Origin of the sequence: Agathobaculum sp. (assembly GCF_034098985.1) — a bacterium.
GTDB lineage: Bacteria > Bacillota > Clostridia > Oscillospirales > Butyricicoccaceae > Agathobaculum.
Map to the genome: position 1 here is coordinate 1 of NZ_JAXEOA010000023.1, position 17,329 is coordinate 17,329.

Genomic DNA, 17,329 nt, shown 5'->3' on the forward strand with positions numbered 1-17,329 from the left:
AAGAGCTGTTGCATTTCGCAACAGCTCTTTTGCTATCCAGAGAAAATCTTATTTGACCTTTTCTTCTTCCTTGACATCCTTCATAGACAGGTTGACGCGGCCCTTGTCGTCGATCTCCATGACCTTGACCCAGACCATATCGCCCTCCTTGACAGCGTCCTCCACTTTCTCGATGCGGTGGTCGGCCATCTTGGAGATGTGCACCATGCCGTCCTTTCCGGGCAGCAGGTTGACAAACGCGCCGAAGTTCATCAGGCGGACGACCTTGCCGTAGTAGATCTCGCCCGGCTCCGGCTCCTTGACAATCGCCTCGATCATCTGCTTGGCCTTGGCGGCGTCGGTCGCCTTGACGGCGGCGATGGTGATTGTGCCGTCATCCTCGATGTCGACCTTGGCGCCCGACTCGGCGACGATGTTCTGGATGACGCTGCCGCCCTTGCCGATGACCTCGCGGATCTTGTCCGGATGGATGTGCATGGTCGTCATCTTGGGCGCCCAGTCGGACACGTCCGAACGCGGCTCCGCGATGCACGGCAGCATAACCTCGTCCAGAATGCCGTAGCGCGCGACGCGGCACTTCTCGAACGCCTGCTTGATGATGTTCGGGGTCAGGCCGTCGACCTTGATATCGACCTGGATGGCCGTGATGCCCTTCTTGGTGCCGGCGACCTTGAAGTCCATATCGCCATAGAAGTCCTCAACGCCCTGGATATCGGTGAACGTGGTCTCCTGTCCGCCGTCCGTAATCAGGCCGCAGGAAATGCCCGCCACAGGCGCTTTGATCGGCACGCCCGCGTCCATCAGCGCGAGGGTCGAGCCGCAGACAGAACCCTGCGAGGTCGAGCCGTTCGACGAGATGACCTCGGAAACGAGGCGCAGTGCGTATGGGAATTCGCTCACCGGCGGGATAACCGGCAGCAGCGCGCGTTCCGCCAGCGCACCGTGGCCGATCTCGCGGCGGCCGGGGCCGCGCGACGGGCGGGTCTCGCCGACCGAGAAGGACGGGAAGTTGTAGTGATGGATATAGCGCTTTTCGGTCTCTTCAAAGATGGTGTCGAGCTCCTGCGCGTCGCCCAGCGTGCCAAGTGTGCAGAGCGTCAGCACCTGCGTCTGGCCGCGGGTGAACATGCCCGTGCCGTGCACGCGCGGCAGGATGCCGACCTCGGCGGCCAGCGGGCGGACTTCCTCCATGCCGCGGCCGTCCACGCGCTTGCCGGAAGCCAGCCAGCGGCGCACGATTTTCTTCTGCAGCTTATCGACGCACTCGGAGAGGAAAGAACCGTGCTCGGCCATATACTCCTCGGACAGCGTCGAAACGAACTCGTCGACGATCTGGCGCACGCCAGCGTCGCGGACGGTCTTGTCGTCGGTATCCATGGCGACCTCGAACTTGCTTGTCACGGCCGCTTCAAGCTTATCGAACAGGTCGTGGTCAAGATCGTGGTGCTCGTAGTCGAACTTCGGCTTGCCGATTTCGTCCTTGATGTTCTGGATGAAGGCGCACATCTTCTTGATCTCCTCGTGCGCTTCCATGAGGGCGTTAAACATCTCGTCCTCGGGCACTTCGTTCGCACCCGCCTCAATCATGACGATCTTATCCTTGGTGGCGCACAGGGTCACGTCCATATCGGACTGTTTGCGCTGTGCCGAGGTGGGGTTCAAGACCATCTTGCCGTCGATCAGGCCGACGTTCGCGCCCGCCACAACGTAGTCGAACGGGATATCGGATACCGAAACCGCGATGGATGCGCCGATGAGCGCGACGATTTCGGGCGAGTTGTCATAATCGTTCTCCAGCACGGTGCAGACGATGGAAACGTCGTTGCGCAGGTCCTTGGGGAACAGCGGACGCATCGGGCGGTCGATCTGGCGGGAGGCCAGGATGGCCTTTTCCGACGGGCGGCCCTCGCGGCGCATGAAGCTGCCGGGAATGCGGCCCACCGAGTATAGGCGCTCCTCAAAATCGACCGAGAGCGGGAAAAAGTCGATGCCGTCGCGCGGCTTTGCCGACGCGGTCGCGGTGACGAGCACAGCTGTGTCGCCGTAGCGCACCAGGCACGAGCCGTTCGCCAGCTGCGCCATTTTTCCGGTTTCTACCGTCAGCTTACGGCCGGCGTACTCGGTCTCATACACGCGGTGGTTTTTGAAATCGAAGTGGTTGATGTTTGACATGGTTTGTCCTCCTTTGTCCGTTTGCGGAGGGCGGCGCGGGCTCTTTTAGCACTTGAAGCAAAAACGATTCTCTTTCGTTCGTTTCTCCTTCAACTGCTAAAAAGCGGTGCCGCCGCCTTCCATGAAAATACAGAAACAGGGGAGCAGACTGCTCCCCTATATCTTTTGAAATTACTTGCGGATGCCGAGCTTGGCGATCAGCGCGCGGTAACGGTTGATGTCTTTCTTCTGCAGGTAAGCCAGCATCGAACGGCGCTGGCCGACCATCTTGAGCAGGCCGCGCTGGGAGTGCTTATCCTTCTTGTGCACCTTCAGGTGCTCGGTGAGCTCCTTGATGCGGGCAGTCAGGATCGCTACCTGAACCTCGGGCGAGCCGGTGTCGGTCGCATGGGTGCGGTTTGCCTCGATAACGGCAGTCTTGTCTTCCTTACGGATCATTATGGTTTCACCTCATAAAAAATTTACTTACCCGCACGCCGGGTCAAGGCGTGGTGAAGCGGCACGGTAACAACGTGCCCGGTATCCTATAACTAAGCGCGGGGCGAAAGTACATTTATGATACCATGAACATGCGGTTTTGTAAAGTATTTTCTCTTTTTTTCTATTTTCGGAGACAATCTTCCGGAGATTTCCGCGTTTCTTGTCGAATTGCACAATTGTTAATAAATTGTTAAGGGGCGTTTTGTAAATCTTGAATCTTGTCCTGCCGGACGCCGGGTGATATAATTTGTTCATTCGGTGAAGCCTTCACCGATTTGTCATCTTTGAGAAGACACGCGGCGGGGCTGTGCAACTGTGCGGCCTGATGTCGCGTTCTTTTTTGCCCGAACGCACGCTTTGGCGTGCGTTTTTGCATTTCCGGACAGACATTGTCCGCTTTTTCTGATATACTGTGGTCAGACGAAAGGGGGCGGCTCTCATGCTGACGGTTCCGGCCAAAACTATTGTGACGAACGCCAAAAAGCCGGGCGCGTGGTTCGGCGCGCAGTATAATATGAATATTTACCGCGGCTGCTGCCACGGCTGTATTTATTGCGACAGCCGCTCGGAATGCTACCGCATTGACGCGTTTGATACGGTGCGCGCTAAGGAAAACGCGCTTTCCATCATCCGGGACGATCTGCGCCGCAAGATACGCCCCGGCGTAGTCGCGACCGGCTCAATGAGCGACCCCTATAATCCGTTTGAAAAGGACGAGGAGCTGACGCGGCACGCTTTAGAGCTAATCGCGGCTTATGGTTTCGGCGTGGCAGTGCTCACCAAGAGCAACCTCATCTGCCGCGACCTCGACGTGCTCCGCGAGATCCACGCAAACGCGCCCGTACTGTGTAAAATGACCGTGACAACCGTAGATGACGCGCTTGCCCGAAAAATCGAGCCGCGCGTTTCCCCACCCTCCGCCCGGCTGGACGCGCTCGCCCGCATGGCGGACGCAGGCCTGCCCACCTGCGTGCTGCTTATGCCCGTGCTGCCGTGGATTACCGATTCCGAGGAGAACATCCGGCAGATCGTGCGGCGCGCCAAGGAGGCGGGCGCGATGGGTATCTATCCCGCGTTTGGACTGACCATGCGCGACCGCCAGCGCACGCACTTTTATGCGGAACTCGACCGCGTGTTCCCCGGCCTTAAGGAAAAATATATTGCGCGATACGGCACACGGTATTCCTGTGCGGTGCCGCAGGTAAAACAGCTTTGGCGCGTGTTTACCGCCGCGTGCGATGAGGCCGGCCTTTTTTACCGTATGCCGGATATCATCCGCCGCTACCAGCGCGGCTATGGCAGCGGACAGCTTTCATTTTTCGAATAACACAAACGCCCCACGTCCTTTTCTGGACGCGGGGCGTTTGTTTCAAGCAGTGTTAGGAGGCCGGCGTGCTGATCGAAATGGTCTGCGTTTTGCCGTCCCACTCGATGCGGAGACCCAGCACGTTGGACAGGTCGCGCAGCTTGAAATAGTGGTGGCCCGCGATCTCGTACGCCTTGCCGACAAGCGGCATAGACATTTCACCATCCTCGACGTAGACGTCTGCGGTTGCGCGGCGCGCGGTCTGCGCGCCGGCTGGCAGCGGCTTCAGCTCGCTGCCGTCCGGTTTGTATACGCCGTTCAACAGCGTCACCGACTTCGCATCGCCATCCCACCGCACATTGAACGCCGACCCTGTGCCCGCGAACGCCATTGCCAGATCGCGGAGCTTAAAATAGTTGCTGTCTGCAATCTCATAAGCCGCCGCGGCGACCGGCTTGCCGTCGACCACAACGCGGGCGGACGACACCTTAGCCTCGGCTGTCTGCGTGGCCGTAATGGGCGCGTTGTCCAGCACGTACTGCACCGCCGTGTCGATTCCGTCAAGATAATCCGTAAACTTCTGCGCAACCTCGATATCGGGCGGGAAGCTCTCGACGCCGTAGGGTTTGGCGGCCTCATAATAGCCGCCCATTTCAATAAATTTATTGGAATACTGCCCGCGCAGTTTGGAATTGGGCAGTTCAAACCCGGTGACTGAGCCGAAATGATCCACGCTGCCGCCCGTTGGCTCACCGACGAACACCGCACCGATATCCTTTAACTGCACCGTGTTGATGAGCGCCGAGGAGAACGTCCGCTCGCCAGCGAGCGCGTACACCGCGCCGCCTTTCGCCAAGAAATGCTGCGCCTGGTAAACGATAGGGTTCAAAACGCCGTCCGACCCGCCGCCGTTATTCCGCAGGTCGATCAGGAATTTCGTATATGCCCCGGAGTCCAATTTTTCCCGGACTGCGGCTGCAAAGTCCGCCATGGGCAGGTCGGGCGCTTCCGCGCAGCGGTTATACTGCATGTAGAGCGCGCCGCCGCCGAGGTCGAGCAGCTTATAATATGCGTCCGCCGGCTCGGTCGCGGGCACGGCTTTGCGAAGCTTATCGCGGCTTATCCATTCGTTCTCTCCAAGCGCGGATACCGCCTGCTGCGTCATGCATGGGATATCGAGCACGGTCTCTTTGCCCGCGTCGTCCCGCACCGTGACAGGAACAGTCTTTGCGTCCGCGTTGATGATTCCATAATGCGAAAGCACATCGGCCACATAGACCATCTGGCCAAACTGTCCGCGCAGACGGGTCTCGTTATCATAGCTGATCATAGGGGATAGGCGCCGCTGCAGCTCGTCCATCGAATAGCCGTTCACCGCGATGATCTCCTGCCCGATATATGGCTGCAATTGCGTGGGACCACCGGTCAGCGTCCATCGTCCATCATACCATTTGGGTACCATAGCCAGCATTTTGGCCTCTGCGCCCAGAGCATTGCCGACAGCCAGCATGGTGTGAGAATCGCCGCCCATCGCGGTGAGTTCGCTCAGCTTAATCGCAAAATCAAAATCCGAAAGCGTGTCCAGTTCCGCTTCGATCGCGGCCTTTTTCGCTGCAACCGCCTCTTTAGTCGTGTTCGCGTAAAAATTCGGATGTTTCTCCGCCAGCGTCGTCACGAGGAAATCCAGATCCTCCTGCCGCTCGCGCGTCTTGGCAGGTTCCGCCGCCCATGCGGACACGGGCAGCAGCGCCGCACACAGCAGCGCCGCCAGCAAGCGTTTAAACTGTTTCATGCTCCAGCCTCCATTGTGTCAATTTATTAATACAATGGTATCACAGGAATCTTTCCTTGTCAAGCAGACTGTTCCGGGAGCTGCTGCAATTGCAGATTATAGGAAAGCAGCACGCGCAGCCGCTTTTTGCCGCGCGTTAAATGCCGCGACACGGCAGACGGGCTGATGCCTAGCTTATAAGATATCTCATTGCCATTCAGCCCCTCGACCTCGTGCAGCCACAGCACTTCGTACTGCCGGCTGGTCAGCGTTTCGCGCATGGCTTTAAAAAACGCCTCGCGAAATGCCTGACGGAACGCGCTGTTGTCGCCCGCAAGCGTTGCCAGATAGTTTTGGTAAGAGACATGCTGCTCCACGCCCTCAGACAGCCTGTTTGTATGCATTGTTTTGCCCTCCCCGGTCATAATAATGTTCCATTTGGTACACCGTTTTGCGGCTTTCATTAATCAGCATCCGCAAAAAGCTGACCCGCTTTTTGAGCCGGTATTTGACCTCCCGCTGTCCGGCACGCCTCTGCGCGGCCTGCAATTCCACCACACGCAGTTCGAGCAGCTTTGTGTTTTCCCGGTATTCCTGCGCCATATCATAAAGCGTCATGTTGGATCGCCTCCCCATTTATCGAACATTTGTTCGTTTTCTGTATTTACAATAATACAACATCTTGTATGTGCTGTCAAGCAAAATCTATATCTTGCCGTTCTATCCAAATAAGAACATTGCATATAATACCAGGTAAGGGAGGCGGCGGACATGCGTAAACTGTTATTTGTGGGGCTGGGGCTGGTTGCTGTTTTATATTTGCTGCCCGCTGCCGTCCGTATGACGGGCGCGGGCGATTCCCTCGCCATCGACTTTGAGCAGCTTGACCTGCCCGGCGCAGTGCCGGTCAATCAGGAAAGCGGCGGGCAGGCGCCGGCCGGTACCCAGCAAACGGACACGCCCGTGTCCGAGGCACACGACCATACCACTGTCACCGCGCTCATCGACGGCAAGGAAACAGAGCTGCCGCTCGAAAGCTACGTGGAAGGTGTGGTCGCGGCGGAGATTTCAAACGATTTCCCATTGGACGCCATCCGGGCGCAGGCGGTTGCGGCGCGCACCTACGCGGTGTATAAGATCGACCGGGGACGTCCCGAGGCGCACCCCGGCGCCGACGTGTGCGACGACTACCACCACTGCGCGGCCTACCGCGATGTTGCCGTGGAAACCGCGGCAGGGAGCGATCTGTCCCGCGTACAGCAGGCGGTAAAGGACACGGCGGGACAGATCCTGACGTATGACGGCGCGCCAATCGCCGCCGTGTTCCACTGCGCAAGCGGACCGCGCACCGAGTCGGCGGCCGATGTCTGGGGTGGCGACGACACGCCTTATCTCAAAAGCGTGGTCAGTCCGGGCGGTACGGCGTGTGACCAATATGAAAGCGCGGTCACCGTAAAAGCGGATGATTTCCGCAAGGCGGTCGCCGAGGTGTTCCCGTCCGCCGACGTATCCGGCGCGCCGAAAACATGGTTCAAGGCCTCGGTGCGCTCGGACGCAGGCGGCATCAAGACCGTGAAGCTCGGCGGCGTGACGGTCGAGGGCACGGCGGTGCGCACGCTGTTCGGCCTCAATTCCACCAATTTTACGATCACCTATACAAAGGACTCCATCACCTTCCACAGCATCGGCTTCGGGCACGGCGTCGGTCTTTCGCAGTATGGCGCGCGCTATATGGCCGAACAGGGTGCGGATTACAAAGAAATTTTAATGCATTATTATCCGGGAAGCGAATTTTCCGACGTATAAAGAAAATACCTCCGGGCGATACTACGGGTAAACGGAGGTAAAGGGACATGAAACAGTATAATTCCAAACACGTATCCACGCTTTCTACGCGCGGCTTTTACACCATCCTCACCCTGTGCGGCCTGATCATCGCGGTATCGGCCTGGGTGCTCTGGTCGAGCGTTTCGGGCGCGCCCGAGGCTGATCCGTCGATCTCGACGCCGATCATCGCGCCGACGCAGAACATGCCGGACCTGACCGCCGACACGCCGGTCGGCGCGGACGATCCCGAGCCGGCAGAGCCCGCCTCTGCGGAGGCCAAGGACGCTGAGCCCGAACAGGCTGAGCCGCAGGCGCCTGCGGTGGTGGAAACTGTGCACGCACCCGTTTATGTGCGCCCAACCGCGGGTGGCGTCGTCACCCCGTTTTCGGGCGACGAGCTGATCTTCCAGCCGACGTTCGGCGACTGGCGCGTGCACACGGGCACCGACTTTTCCGCCGAGCCGGGTGAAAACGTGCTCGCCGTGACGAATGGCACCGTGCTTTCGGTGTTTGACGACGCACTGTACGGCACCAGCGTCACCCTCCAGCACGACGCCGACCTGACCACGACTTACAGCGGCCTGGACGAGGTGCGCGTTGCGGCGGGGCAGATCGTCGAGGCGGGCGAAACGCTGGGCACGTGCGCCGAAACGATTGATGCGGAAGCCGCGCTTGGCACGCACGTTCATGTCAGCGCACAGCGCGGCGGCAGCGCGGTAGACGTGCTCGAACTGCTTGACGAGCCGCTCGAATAAACGAAAAAAGAACGGCAGGCCAAATGGCCTGCCGTTCTTTTTTACCGCTTTTACTGTGCTGTGGTATAGTTGCCGGTCACTGTGCCGCCGGCGACCGTGATAACGCCCTCTGAAAACAGGAAATTGATTTCCCCATCCGTCGATTTGGCGGTGTTGCCCGAAATCTGGGCGTTGCCCGTCGTACCGTCGGAAAAGATGTACTCAAACGAATTGGGGTCGCCCTGCAATACCTCAAGCGCCACCCCGGCCGGGCCCTTGTATTCTCCCGCCCAGTCGCACACCGCGTCGACCGAGGGGTCGTACAGCGGGAACTTGGTGTAATCGTCGAGCATACCGTCGCCCAGATAAGTGTACTTATCGCCGGTCGCCTTATCGACCGCGACCTGCCCGAGCGACGCGCCGACCGCGTCCTGAATATCAAACACATAATAATCGTGGGCTTCGCCCTCGTCCGCCCCGACTTGGAGCTGCGTGTCGGTCAGCGCGGCGGTATAGTCTCCCTCGATCAGCGTTTCGGTCACGCGGGCTGCGGCATCCTCAGCGCTTAATTCCTTTTCTTCCGGCTCTTCCTTGTCCAGCAGTCCCGCCTGTTCCGCCTGGTCCAGCACCTGGCTCTGCGGGTTCTGCGGCGGCTCCTTGTTGGCTTCCGGTTCGACCACGTCGACTTCTTTTCCGCAGGCCGACAGCATGAACACAAACAGCGCTAAAAAAGCGAGTCTTCTCTTCATTCTCCCCTTGCCTCCTTTGCGCACGGTTTTACGCATTCCCTATAATATCGTATTTCACGCAAAAAAGCAACGGATTTTTTCCGGGCCAAATCGACCCGTTTTGTCAGTTCTGCTCTTGTTTCTGTTTTTTTAGGCGCAGTTTGCGCGGTTTCTTGGGTTTGTTTTTGCGGTTTTTGAAGCGCTCGGTCAGGCTGTCGATCAGCGAATAGTAGACCGGCGTGAACAACAGTGTGACAATGGTCGAAACGATCATGCCCGTAATCATGACGATCGCCATCGGACGCATCATCTCCGCGCCCTCGCCATGGCTGAGCGCCATCGGCATCAGGCCGAGGATGGTGGTCAGCGTGGTCATAAGCACCGGGCGCACACGGCGCGGGCAGGCGTTGAGGATCGCGGTGTTTTTATCCTCTCCCCGCCCCCGGCGAGTGTTGATATAGTCGATCAGCACGATCGCGGAGTTTACAATGGTGCCCGCCAGCATGATGACGCCGATAAACGCGACAATCGAAATCTTATTGCCCGTGAGCGGCAGACCGAACAGCGAGCCGATCAGGCCGACCGGCAGAATCATCATGATGATGACCGGCATGATAAAGCTCTCGAACTGACTTGCCAGCACAAAATAGATCAGGCCGATCGAAACGATGAGCGCGTAGCCCAGCGTGCCGAACGATTCCATCATCTCTTCCATTTCGCCGCCCTGGTCGAACGACACGCCCTCGGGCAGTTCAAACTCATTTAAAACCTGCTGCACCTGCACGCTCATCGCGGTCACGTCGCCCGAAAGGCTGCCGCCTGTCACTGTGATGGTGCGGGACTGGTTTTTGCGCGCGATGGACTGCGGCGCGAGCTCGGTCTTAACGTCCGCCACCAGTTCGAGCGGCACCGAACCGCCCATCTGCGTCGGGATAGGCACGGTTTTTAAAGCGTCCAGGCTTTCCGAAACGCGCGTATCACCCTTGACCGAAACCGTGATCTCCTCGCCCTTCATTTTGAGCGTGGTCGCAGTCGTGCCGGCAAGCTGGCCGCGCACGGCCTGGCCGATGGTCGCGGCGGTCAGCCCAAAGCGCGAGGCGTTCTCGCGGTTGAGCGTGATATTGACCTGCGGCACCTCTTCAGAGGCCGAGCTTTTGACCTCTACCGCGTCCGGCAGCGCCGCCAGCTTATCGACCAGCCGGTCACCGGCCGCCGTCAGTTCATCGTAATCGTCGCCGGTCAGCGTGACCGAGATCGCGTTACCCGTCATCGAGGACATATCCATCGCGCCCGATGCGGAGACCGAGATCTCACAGCCCGCAATGTCGGACAGGTCCCGGCGAAGCTGGTTTGCAACTTCCTCAGAGGAACGGTTACGCTCTTTTCCGGGCACCAGGTTGAGCGTCACGCTGGTCGACGATCCCGAACTCATCATGCTCGAAGAGGAGCCCGTCGTATAGTATAGGCTGTCGATCTCGGGCACGGTATCGAGCGCGATGGCGGTCACCCGGTCGGCAAACGCAGATTTTTCGTCCATTTCCGCGCCGATCGGCGTGCCGATCGACACCTGCACCATCGACTGGTCCATCGACGGGATCATTTCGAGGCCCGCGGTCGCGATCGAGCCGAAAAACACAATGATAAGGCCGAGCGTGGCCAGCATGGCGACCTTGCGGTGCGTGATAAAAAAGTGCAGGAATTTTTTATAGGCACGCATCAGCGGGCGCTCGGCGATGTCGCCGTGCTTGTTGGGCGAGAGGGTGAATTTCTTCTCGCCGCGGTCGAGCAGCATATAGCACAGGAGCGGCACCAGCGTCAGCGCGATGACGAGCGACGCGAGCAGCAGCGCGCTGATGGTGAGCGAAAATTCCTTGAACATCATGCCGGTAATGCCGCCCGACAGGCCGATCGGCAGGAATACCGCGATAGTCGTCATCGTTGACGCCGAGATTGACAGCGCGACCTCGCCCGTGCCCTCGATGCAGGACTGCCATCGCTCGCAGCCGTCCGAGCGGTAGCGGAAGATATTCTCGAGCACGACGATCGAGTTGTCCACGATCATGCCCACGCCCATCGCAAGGCCGCCGAGCGACATCATGTTCATCGTAATGCCGAGCGCCTGCATGATGAGGAACACCGAAACGATACAGATCGGCATCGCGACCGAGATCACGCCGGTCGCGCCCGGGTCGCGCAGGAACACAAACAGCACGACCGCGGCGAGCAGCACGCCGAGTACGATATTCTGGATGACCGACTGCACGGTCATATTGATCTGATCGGACTGGTCGAACACGACCAGCGTATCGAGCGTCGGGTTCTCGCGCGAGAGCTTGTCGAGCGCGGCGTTTACCTTGTTCGCTACCTGCACCGTGTTGACGTCCGACTGCTTGTTGACCGACAGCACGACACACTCTTCCCCGCCGATCTTGGCGATGGCGGTCTGCTCGGCGGGCTGTAAATGCACTGAGGCCAATTCGCCCAGACGCACCGCGCCGCCCGCCGGCAGCGGGATAAGCGTGTTTTTGATATCCTCCACCGAGGAAAACTCGCCGTCCGTGCGCGCGGTGAGCGTTTTGGTGCCGTTGTTGACGTCGCCCGCGGGCAGCGCCACGTTTTCCGCGCCCAAGATCTGCGCGATGTACGAGACCGACAGGTTGTAGCCCGCAAGCCGGTCCGCATAAGTATCGATAGCGACTTCGCTTTCGTAGCCGCCCATGATATCGACCGAGGCCACGCCGTCAATGCGTTCGAGCGCGGGCGAAATGGTATCCTCCGCGATCGACTGGAGCTGCGCCAGATCGGCGCCGCGCAGGCCGAGCTGGATAACCGGCATCGCGTCCACGTCGATCGACATGACGGTGGGCGCCGAAGCGTCGTCCGGCAGATAGCTTTTTACCTGGTCGATCTTTTCGCGCAGCGATGTCAGCGCCTCGTCCATATCCGTGCCGTCCGCGAACGAGACCATGACCATGCTCATGCCCTCGGACGAGGAGGACTGCATCTCTTCCATGCCCGCCACGCGGGCGCACGCCCCTTCGAGCGTTTTAGTGACGAGGTTTTCGATCTCCTCCGGTCCTGCGCCCGAATAGGTCGCGTAAACGACCGCCATCGGCATTTCGATATTCGGCATCAGCGCGAGAGGCAGCGAGGAAAAGCCCATCACGCCGAAAATCACGATCATCACATAGGCCATGATCGTCGTCACACGGTGCTTGAGGCAGAATTCCGCGAATTTCATCCGCTTACTCCTCCCCCGTGCTCTCGCTCTGCACGATGCGCACCTCGGCTCCGTCCGACAGATACTGCTGGCCGACCACGACGAGTGTTTCGCCCTCGGAAAGGCCGCCCGTCACCTCGGTGGTCTCGCCCGCGGTCAGGCCGGTCGTCACGATTACACGTTTGGCCTTACCGTCCTCGACGACAAAGCAGTATTCAGTCTCGCCGTCGGTCAGCACCGACTCGGTCGGCACGACGACCACGCCCTGCTTATGGTCGGTCTGGAACGTCACGTCGACAAACATGCCGATCTGCACGTCGATACCCGCGGGCAGGTCGAGCCGTACCTCGTAGAGCTGGGTCTGCTGGTTGGAAGCGGGCGCGACCGTGCTGATCTTAGCCACCACATCGCTGCGGCCGATGCTCTCAATCGCGCAGATGGCCGAATCGCCTGTCTTCAGATACGGCTGCACGCTTTCCGAGACCGAGACCAGCACCTGCGGTTTCTGGCTCTCGGAAATGACGACCGCTGGCGACTGCTGCGACGCCGTACCGCCCGCTACCACACTGACCGCGGTGACAACGCCGGTCATAGTCGCCTTGACATTGGTGTCCTCCAAAGTCGTCCGCACATCTTTCATGCTTTCGTCAAGCTGCGACAGGGACGACTGCGCGTTGGTCTGCGTTTGCAGCAGCGTGAGCTTTGCCTGGTCGAGCTGTGCCTGCGAGGCCGCGCCGATATTAAGCAGCGCTTCGGTGTCCGAAACGTTTTTCTGCGCCTGCCGGATCTGCTCGTCGAACAGCGTTTTTGAGCGGTTATAGTTATCAAGTAACGGCTGGTACTGCTTCTGGATGTCCTTTTTATCCAGCGTGAACAGCGTCTGCCCCTCGTTTACCGTATCGCCGACCTGCACGCTCACCGACAATACCTTGGCCGGCACGGGCGGAAAGATCGATACATCGCGCGCGGCAATGACCTTGCCCGACAGCCTGCTCTGGTTGGCGATATCGCCGGATACGACCGTCATCGTTTCTACGGCGGTGCCGGTGACCTCGTCCTCCGGGGCTGGCTCGCCCTCATCCTTGCCGCACCCGGCCGCGAGCAGCATGCCCGCAGCCAGCAGCGCGGCTAAAAACTGTTTTGCTTTCATGGTATCCTCCTACCCTGTTTACGAGGCAATGCAGCCGCGCTTTGCCCACTGGTACTGGTTATAAGCGGTGAATAATTCATACTGCGCCGAGGTAATGGCGTCCTTTGCGCTGTCCAGTTCGTCCTGCGCGTCGTCCAGCTCGTTTTTGGAGATCTGGCCCAAGCCGTATTTCTTATCGGCCGCGTCAAACAGGCGCACCTGCAGCTTATATGTATCCTCGGCTACCTGCACCAGACGCTGTTTCTCGGTTACGGTGTTAAACAGCGTCAGGAACGAGTGGGCGACGCTTTTTTCCGCGTTCTCCAAATCGAGCTTCGCCGCGTTGACCGCGTGCAGCGTCGAGGCGACGTCGTCCTCATAGTCGTTGTTGGCCTGGCGCAGCGCGTCCTTTTTCTGCCAGATGGTATAGCTGTTCGCGAGCGCCTCCTTGAGGTCGTTTTCATAGTTCATCGAGCGCAGCTGCGTATCGGTCACCGGCGCGAGGCCCGAAATATCGGCCTTTGTGCCCACGTCCCAGCCCAGCAGCATGCCGAGCGACATGCGCATGCCGTCGATGGCAAAGGTCAGCGACTGCTGGCCGCTCGCCGCCGTTGAGCGGCCGCTGCGAACCTGCTCGAGATCGAGCTGCGAGATCTGCCCTAAGCGGTAACGCGTTTCCATTTCGGAAAGCTTGCGGTCTGCCGCGGCAATCTGCCGCACCACGCCCGTCCGGTTGAGCTGCTGCGCGGCGATGCTGATATATAGGTTCTCCGCGTTGTAGACCAGCATATTCCCCGTGTTTTCCAGTGCCTTTTTAGTGGAAACCAATGCATTGTCCTTGGTTTCCTCAGCAGCATCCTGCTGATCTTCAAGATCCTTAAGGTTGCGCTCAATATCGGCTAAACTGCTCTTCATCTGCGAAATATTACCTTGGAGCATACCCTTGAGCGCTGCTGTGAGTGCCGGATCGCCGCCGGACGAGGTTTCAAGCCGGTCAAGGGTATCCTGCATATCGTTAATCTGCTTATTCAGCTCAGCCCTACCACTTTCCAGCGCGGCCTCGGCCAGCCAAAACTGTATTTCAACATCCTGCGCGTCGATGCCCGCTAGCGTCTGCTCCAGACTCTTAATCGTCAAATTATTAGAACGCACCGTGCTGTCAATCCCGCTGAAAGTGATCGCGCGGTTTTCCTGCGACGTGGTGGGCACGTTGACCGTCGTATTCTGCTGCGCCACGGCCAGCGCGGGCGCTTTTCCCGTCACGGGCGTTTTTGCCTTGCTCTGCGCGCCTGGCTGCGCTTTGGGCGCGTCTTCGGACGGCCCAGTTTCCTGCGGCTGCGCAGGCGTATCCGCCGGGGCCGCCTCGGGGTCGACCGCGGTGTTAGGCGGCTCGGGATCGGGGAACCCTCCCGTTTCAGTCGCATAGGCGCAAAGGCCGGTCGTCAGCGCCGCCAACAGCAGCAGCGCCAGCATTCGTTTCTTCATAAGGTGATCCTTCCTTTTACCGCTGCTCACAGCAGTTCGCGTGTGATAATGCTCATACGGGTGTACTCGACCTGCTGCCGCGGCTGTTCCCCCGTCCGCAGCGTATGGGCAAGCACCTCGATCGCGCGAGTGGCCTGCGCCGAAAAATCCTGGTCGATGATAAAGTCCAGCCGCCCCTGCTCCAAATACTGCCGGGCGTGCGGGGTCACGTCGTGACACACGACGTGCACATGGTGCTGGGGTTTGGCGCGCTCGAGCGCGTCCATGCAACCGCGTACGCTCTCATTGGCCATATAAATGCCGCGGATGCGCGGGTTATGCCGCAATTGTTCAAAAACGCCGTCATAAGTAAGGTCGTAGCGCTCGACGCATTCGATGATCTGCGTCGGCACGTCCTCGCCGCAAATTTCGTGCAGCCGGTCGAGAAAGCCGCGCACGCGCAGGCCGTGCGCCGTAAATTCGCGGTTGCCGGTCACGACCAGCACTTCGCCTCCCTGCGTATAAGGCGCGAGCAGCCCTGCCGCCACACGGCCCGATTTGACCATGTCCTGCCCGATATGGCATAGGCGCTGGCTGTCGCTGACATCGGAATCGCAGGTGACGACCTGGATGCCGCTCTTGGTCAGCCGCGCGATTTCGTCGGCCATGGCCGGAGTGTCCGGCGCGGTGACGACCATACCGTCAATCCGGCGGGCCTCCAGGCGTGAAATTGCCTCGAAATACGCGCGCGCCGAACGGTTGTTCAGTTCCTCGATCAGCACGAGCACGTCGCCCGCAAAGCGCCGCTGCGTGGCGGTGCGGATACCGTCGCGAATGCGGCGAGTGAAAAAGGGGTCCCAGCTCGGGATGATGAACCCGATGCGGTAGGCTCCCCGGCCGGCCCGCGCCGCCTGCCGCTGCGACGGGGTGCGGTATCCGAATTCGTTGACCATCTTCTGCACGCGCTCGCGCACCTCGGGCGCGACGTTTGCGCGGCCGTTTACCACGCGGTCGACCGTACCGCGGGAAACGCCGCACTGGTCGGCAATCCATTGAGCGGTCACCTTCATGGCGTCCGTTCATCCTTTCTTATCGCAAGATATAGTTATATTATCATAACAACGTACCTAAAACAAGCGTTGCCGTGCATTTTAGACACTTGCACGGCAACTGTCGTATTTGCTGTTCCGTGCATTTTATATTTTTGCACAATGCACGCGCGAAAACTTGTAAAATCCGCCCTGCCGCGCTTGCATTTTCACCAATCCGGCGGATTAAAATTGGGCAGATATCCAAAAGGGTTTTGGGCCTCTTGCAAGCCCCTTGCGCGGACGATATAATGAGGATACTGATTAAGCCAAAGGAGAGAATGAAAATGGGCATTTTGAAAATTGGCGTTGTGGGCTGTGGCCGTATCGGCAAGCTGCACATCAACAACCTGATCAACTCGGTACCGGGCGTGCAGGTTGTCGCGGCGGCCGACCCCATGCTGGACAAGTCCGGCGCGCGCGAATGGCTGGCCGAGCGCAAGATCACCAATGTTTCCACCGATTTCATGGACGTTGTCAACAACCCGGAGGTCGACGTGGTGTTCGTCTGCTCGTCCACCGATACCCACTGCGACGTTTCTATGGCAGCCGTGCAGGCTGGCAAGCATGTCTTCTGCGAAAAGCCGATCGACTACGATATCGACAAGATCAAGAAGCTGCTCGCGCTGGTGGAAGAAAAGGGCGTCAAGTTCCAGGTCGGCTTCAACCGCCGCTTTGACCATAACCACAAAGCTGTGGCCGATTCCGTCAAGGACGGTACGATCGGCGATCCCCACATCGTCATCGTTTCCTCGCGCGACCCCGAGCCGCCCCCGGCTTCCTATGTCGCGGTTTCCGGCGGTATCTTCTATGATATGATGATCCACGATTTCGATATGGTCCGCTATGTCACCGGCTCGGAAGCGGTAGAGATTTCGGCTGTCGGCTCCTGCCTTGTCAACCCCAAGCTGCAGGAAGAGTCCGGCATCCCGGACGTTGACACCGCTGTCGTCACCATGAAGATGGCCAACGGCTGCATTGCGGTCATCAACAACTCCCGTCAGGCGGTCTACGGCTACGACCAGCGCGTTGAGGCCTTTGGTTCCAAGGGCATGGCCGCGGACGGCAACGACCTGATCAACACCACGACCGTCACAACGGTAGACGGCTCGAAGAGCGAAAAGCCGCTGTGGTTCTTCCTCGAGCGTTACAATCAGGCGTTCATCGAGCAGGTCATCGCGTTTGTCGACGCGATCCAGAACGACAAGCCGGTCCCGGTCGGCGCGATCGACGGCCTGCGCCCGGTACTGATGGCCAAGGCTGCCACCGAGTCCTGCCGCAACGGCGGTGTGTACGTAAAGGTCGAGGCGTAACTATTTTCATTTAACACCACAAGCGCCCGCTAAAAAGCGGGCGCTTGTTTTTATTTGCATATTAAGTATAATAAGGAAATCAAGGCGACAATAAGCA

14 protein-coding genes are annotated in these 17,329 nt (G+C 59.2%); 4 read left to right on the forward strand and 10 right to left on the reverse strand.

The window, feature by feature from the left end; genetic code table 11:
• Positions 1-48: 48 nt before the first annotated feature.
• Both SO058_RS07855 and rpsO read right to left on the reverse strand, forming a co-directional pair.
• A complete protein-coding gene (locus SO058_RS07855; protein WP_320842441.1) occupies positions 49-2,172 on the reverse strand; it encodes a polyribonucleotide nucleotidyltransferase in 2,124 nt (707 codons plus the stop codon).
• 171 nt (positions 2,173-2,343) lie between these two features.
• On the reverse strand, positions 2,344-2,610 hold the full coding sequence (gene rpsO / locus SO058_RS07860; RefSeq protein ID WP_320842442.1) for a 30S ribosomal protein S15: 267 nt from the start codon (positions 2,608-2,610) through the stop codon (positions 2,344-2,346).
• Positions 2,611-3,091: 481 nt separating this feature from the next.
• Here rpsO and SO058_RS07865 point away from each other — a divergent pair, with 481 nt between their 5' ends.
• On the forward strand, positions 3,092-3,979 hold the full coding sequence (locus SO058_RS07865) for an SPL family radical SAM protein (RefSeq protein WP_320842443.1): 888 nt from the start codon (positions 3,092-3,094) through the stop codon (positions 3,977-3,979).
• Between the two features lie 52 nt (positions 3,980-4,031).
• On the opposite strand, the gene SO058_RS07870 is transcribed toward SO058_RS07865, so the two are convergent.
• The 3 genes from SO058_RS07870 to SO058_RS07880 are packed head-to-tail and all read right to left on the reverse strand — an operon-like array spanning position 4,032 to position 6,347.
• Positions 4,032-5,750, reverse strand: a complete 1,719-nt coding sequence (locus tag SO058_RS07870; RefSeq protein ID WP_320842444.1) for a stalk domain-containing protein — start codon at positions 5,748-5,750, stop codon at positions 4,032-4,034.
• A 59-nt stretch (positions 5,751-5,809) separates the two neighbouring features.
• Positions 5,810-6,133 (reverse strand): RNA polymerase sigma factor, encoded by a 324-nt coding sequence (locus tag SO058_RS07875; RefSeq protein WP_320842445.1) that lies wholly within the window; start codon positions 6,131-6,133, stop codon positions 5,810-5,812.
• A complete protein-coding gene (locus SO058_RS07880; RefSeq protein WP_320842446.1) occupies positions 6,111-6,347 on the reverse strand; it encodes a hypothetical protein in 237 nt (78 codons plus the stop codon). The genes SO058_RS07875 and SO058_RS07880 overlap by 23 nt, the downstream gene beginning before the upstream one ends.
• A gap of 153 nt (positions 6,348-6,500) precedes the next feature.
• Between SO058_RS07880 and spoIID the strand changes: the two genes are divergently transcribed.
• On the forward strand, positions 6,501-7,535 hold the full coding sequence (gene spoIID, locus SO058_RS07885; protein WP_320842447.1) for a stage II sporulation protein D: 1,035 nt from the start codon (positions 6,501-6,503) through the stop codon (positions 7,533-7,535).
• 47 nt (positions 7,536-7,582) lie between these two features.
• The gene (locus SO058_RS07890; RefSeq protein WP_320842448.1) at positions 7,583-8,311 is read left to right on the forward strand and encodes a M23 family metallopeptidase; all 729 of its coding nucleotides are present in this window, start codon (positions 7,583-7,585) and stop codon (positions 8,309-8,311) included.
• Positions 8,312-8,361: 50 nt separating this feature from the next.
• Here SO058_RS07890 and SO058_RS07895 read toward each other — a convergent pair whose 3' ends face one another.
• The 5 genes from SO058_RS07895 to SO058_RS07915 all read right to left on the reverse strand — a co-directional run bounded on the left by SO058_RS07895 (position 8,362) and on the right by SO058_RS07915 (position 15,901).
• Positions 8,362-9,039, reverse strand: a complete 678-nt coding sequence (locus tag SO058_RS07895; protein ID WP_320842449.1) for a hypothetical protein — start codon at positions 9,037-9,039, stop codon at positions 8,362-8,364.
• Between the two features lie 103 nt (positions 9,040-9,142).
• Entirely contained in the window at positions 9,143-12,259 is a 3,117-nt protein-coding gene (locus tag SO058_RS07900; RefSeq protein WP_320842450.1) for an efflux RND transporter permease subunit, read from the reverse strand.
• A gap of 4 nt (positions 12,260-12,263) precedes the next feature.
• The gene (locus SO058_RS07905; protein ID WP_320842451.1) at positions 12,264-13,388 is read right to left on the reverse strand and encodes an efflux RND transporter periplasmic adaptor subunit; all 1,125 of its coding nucleotides are present in this window, start codon (positions 13,386-13,388) and stop codon (positions 12,264-12,266) included.
• An 18-nt stretch (positions 13,389-13,406) separates the two neighbouring features.
• Entirely contained in the window at positions 13,407-14,852 is a 1,446-nt protein-coding gene (locus SO058_RS07910) for a TolC family protein (RefSeq protein WP_320842452.1), read from the reverse strand.
• A gap of 26 nt (positions 14,853-14,878) precedes the next feature.
• On the reverse strand, positions 14,879-15,901 hold the full coding sequence (locus SO058_RS07915; RefSeq protein WP_320842453.1) for a LacI family DNA-binding transcriptional regulator: 1,023 nt from the start codon (positions 15,899-15,901) through the stop codon (positions 14,879-14,881).
• 311 nt (positions 15,902-16,212) lie between these two features.
• On the opposite strand from SO058_RS07915, the gene iolG reads away from it, so the two are divergent.
• Positions 16,213-17,232: an inositol 2-dehydrogenase gene (gene iolG, locus SO058_RS07920; RefSeq protein ID WP_320842477.1), complete on the forward strand. Its 1,020-nt coding sequence runs from the start codon at positions 16,213-16,215 to the stop codon at positions 17,230-17,232.
• Positions 17,233-17,329: the final 97 nt, after the last annotated feature.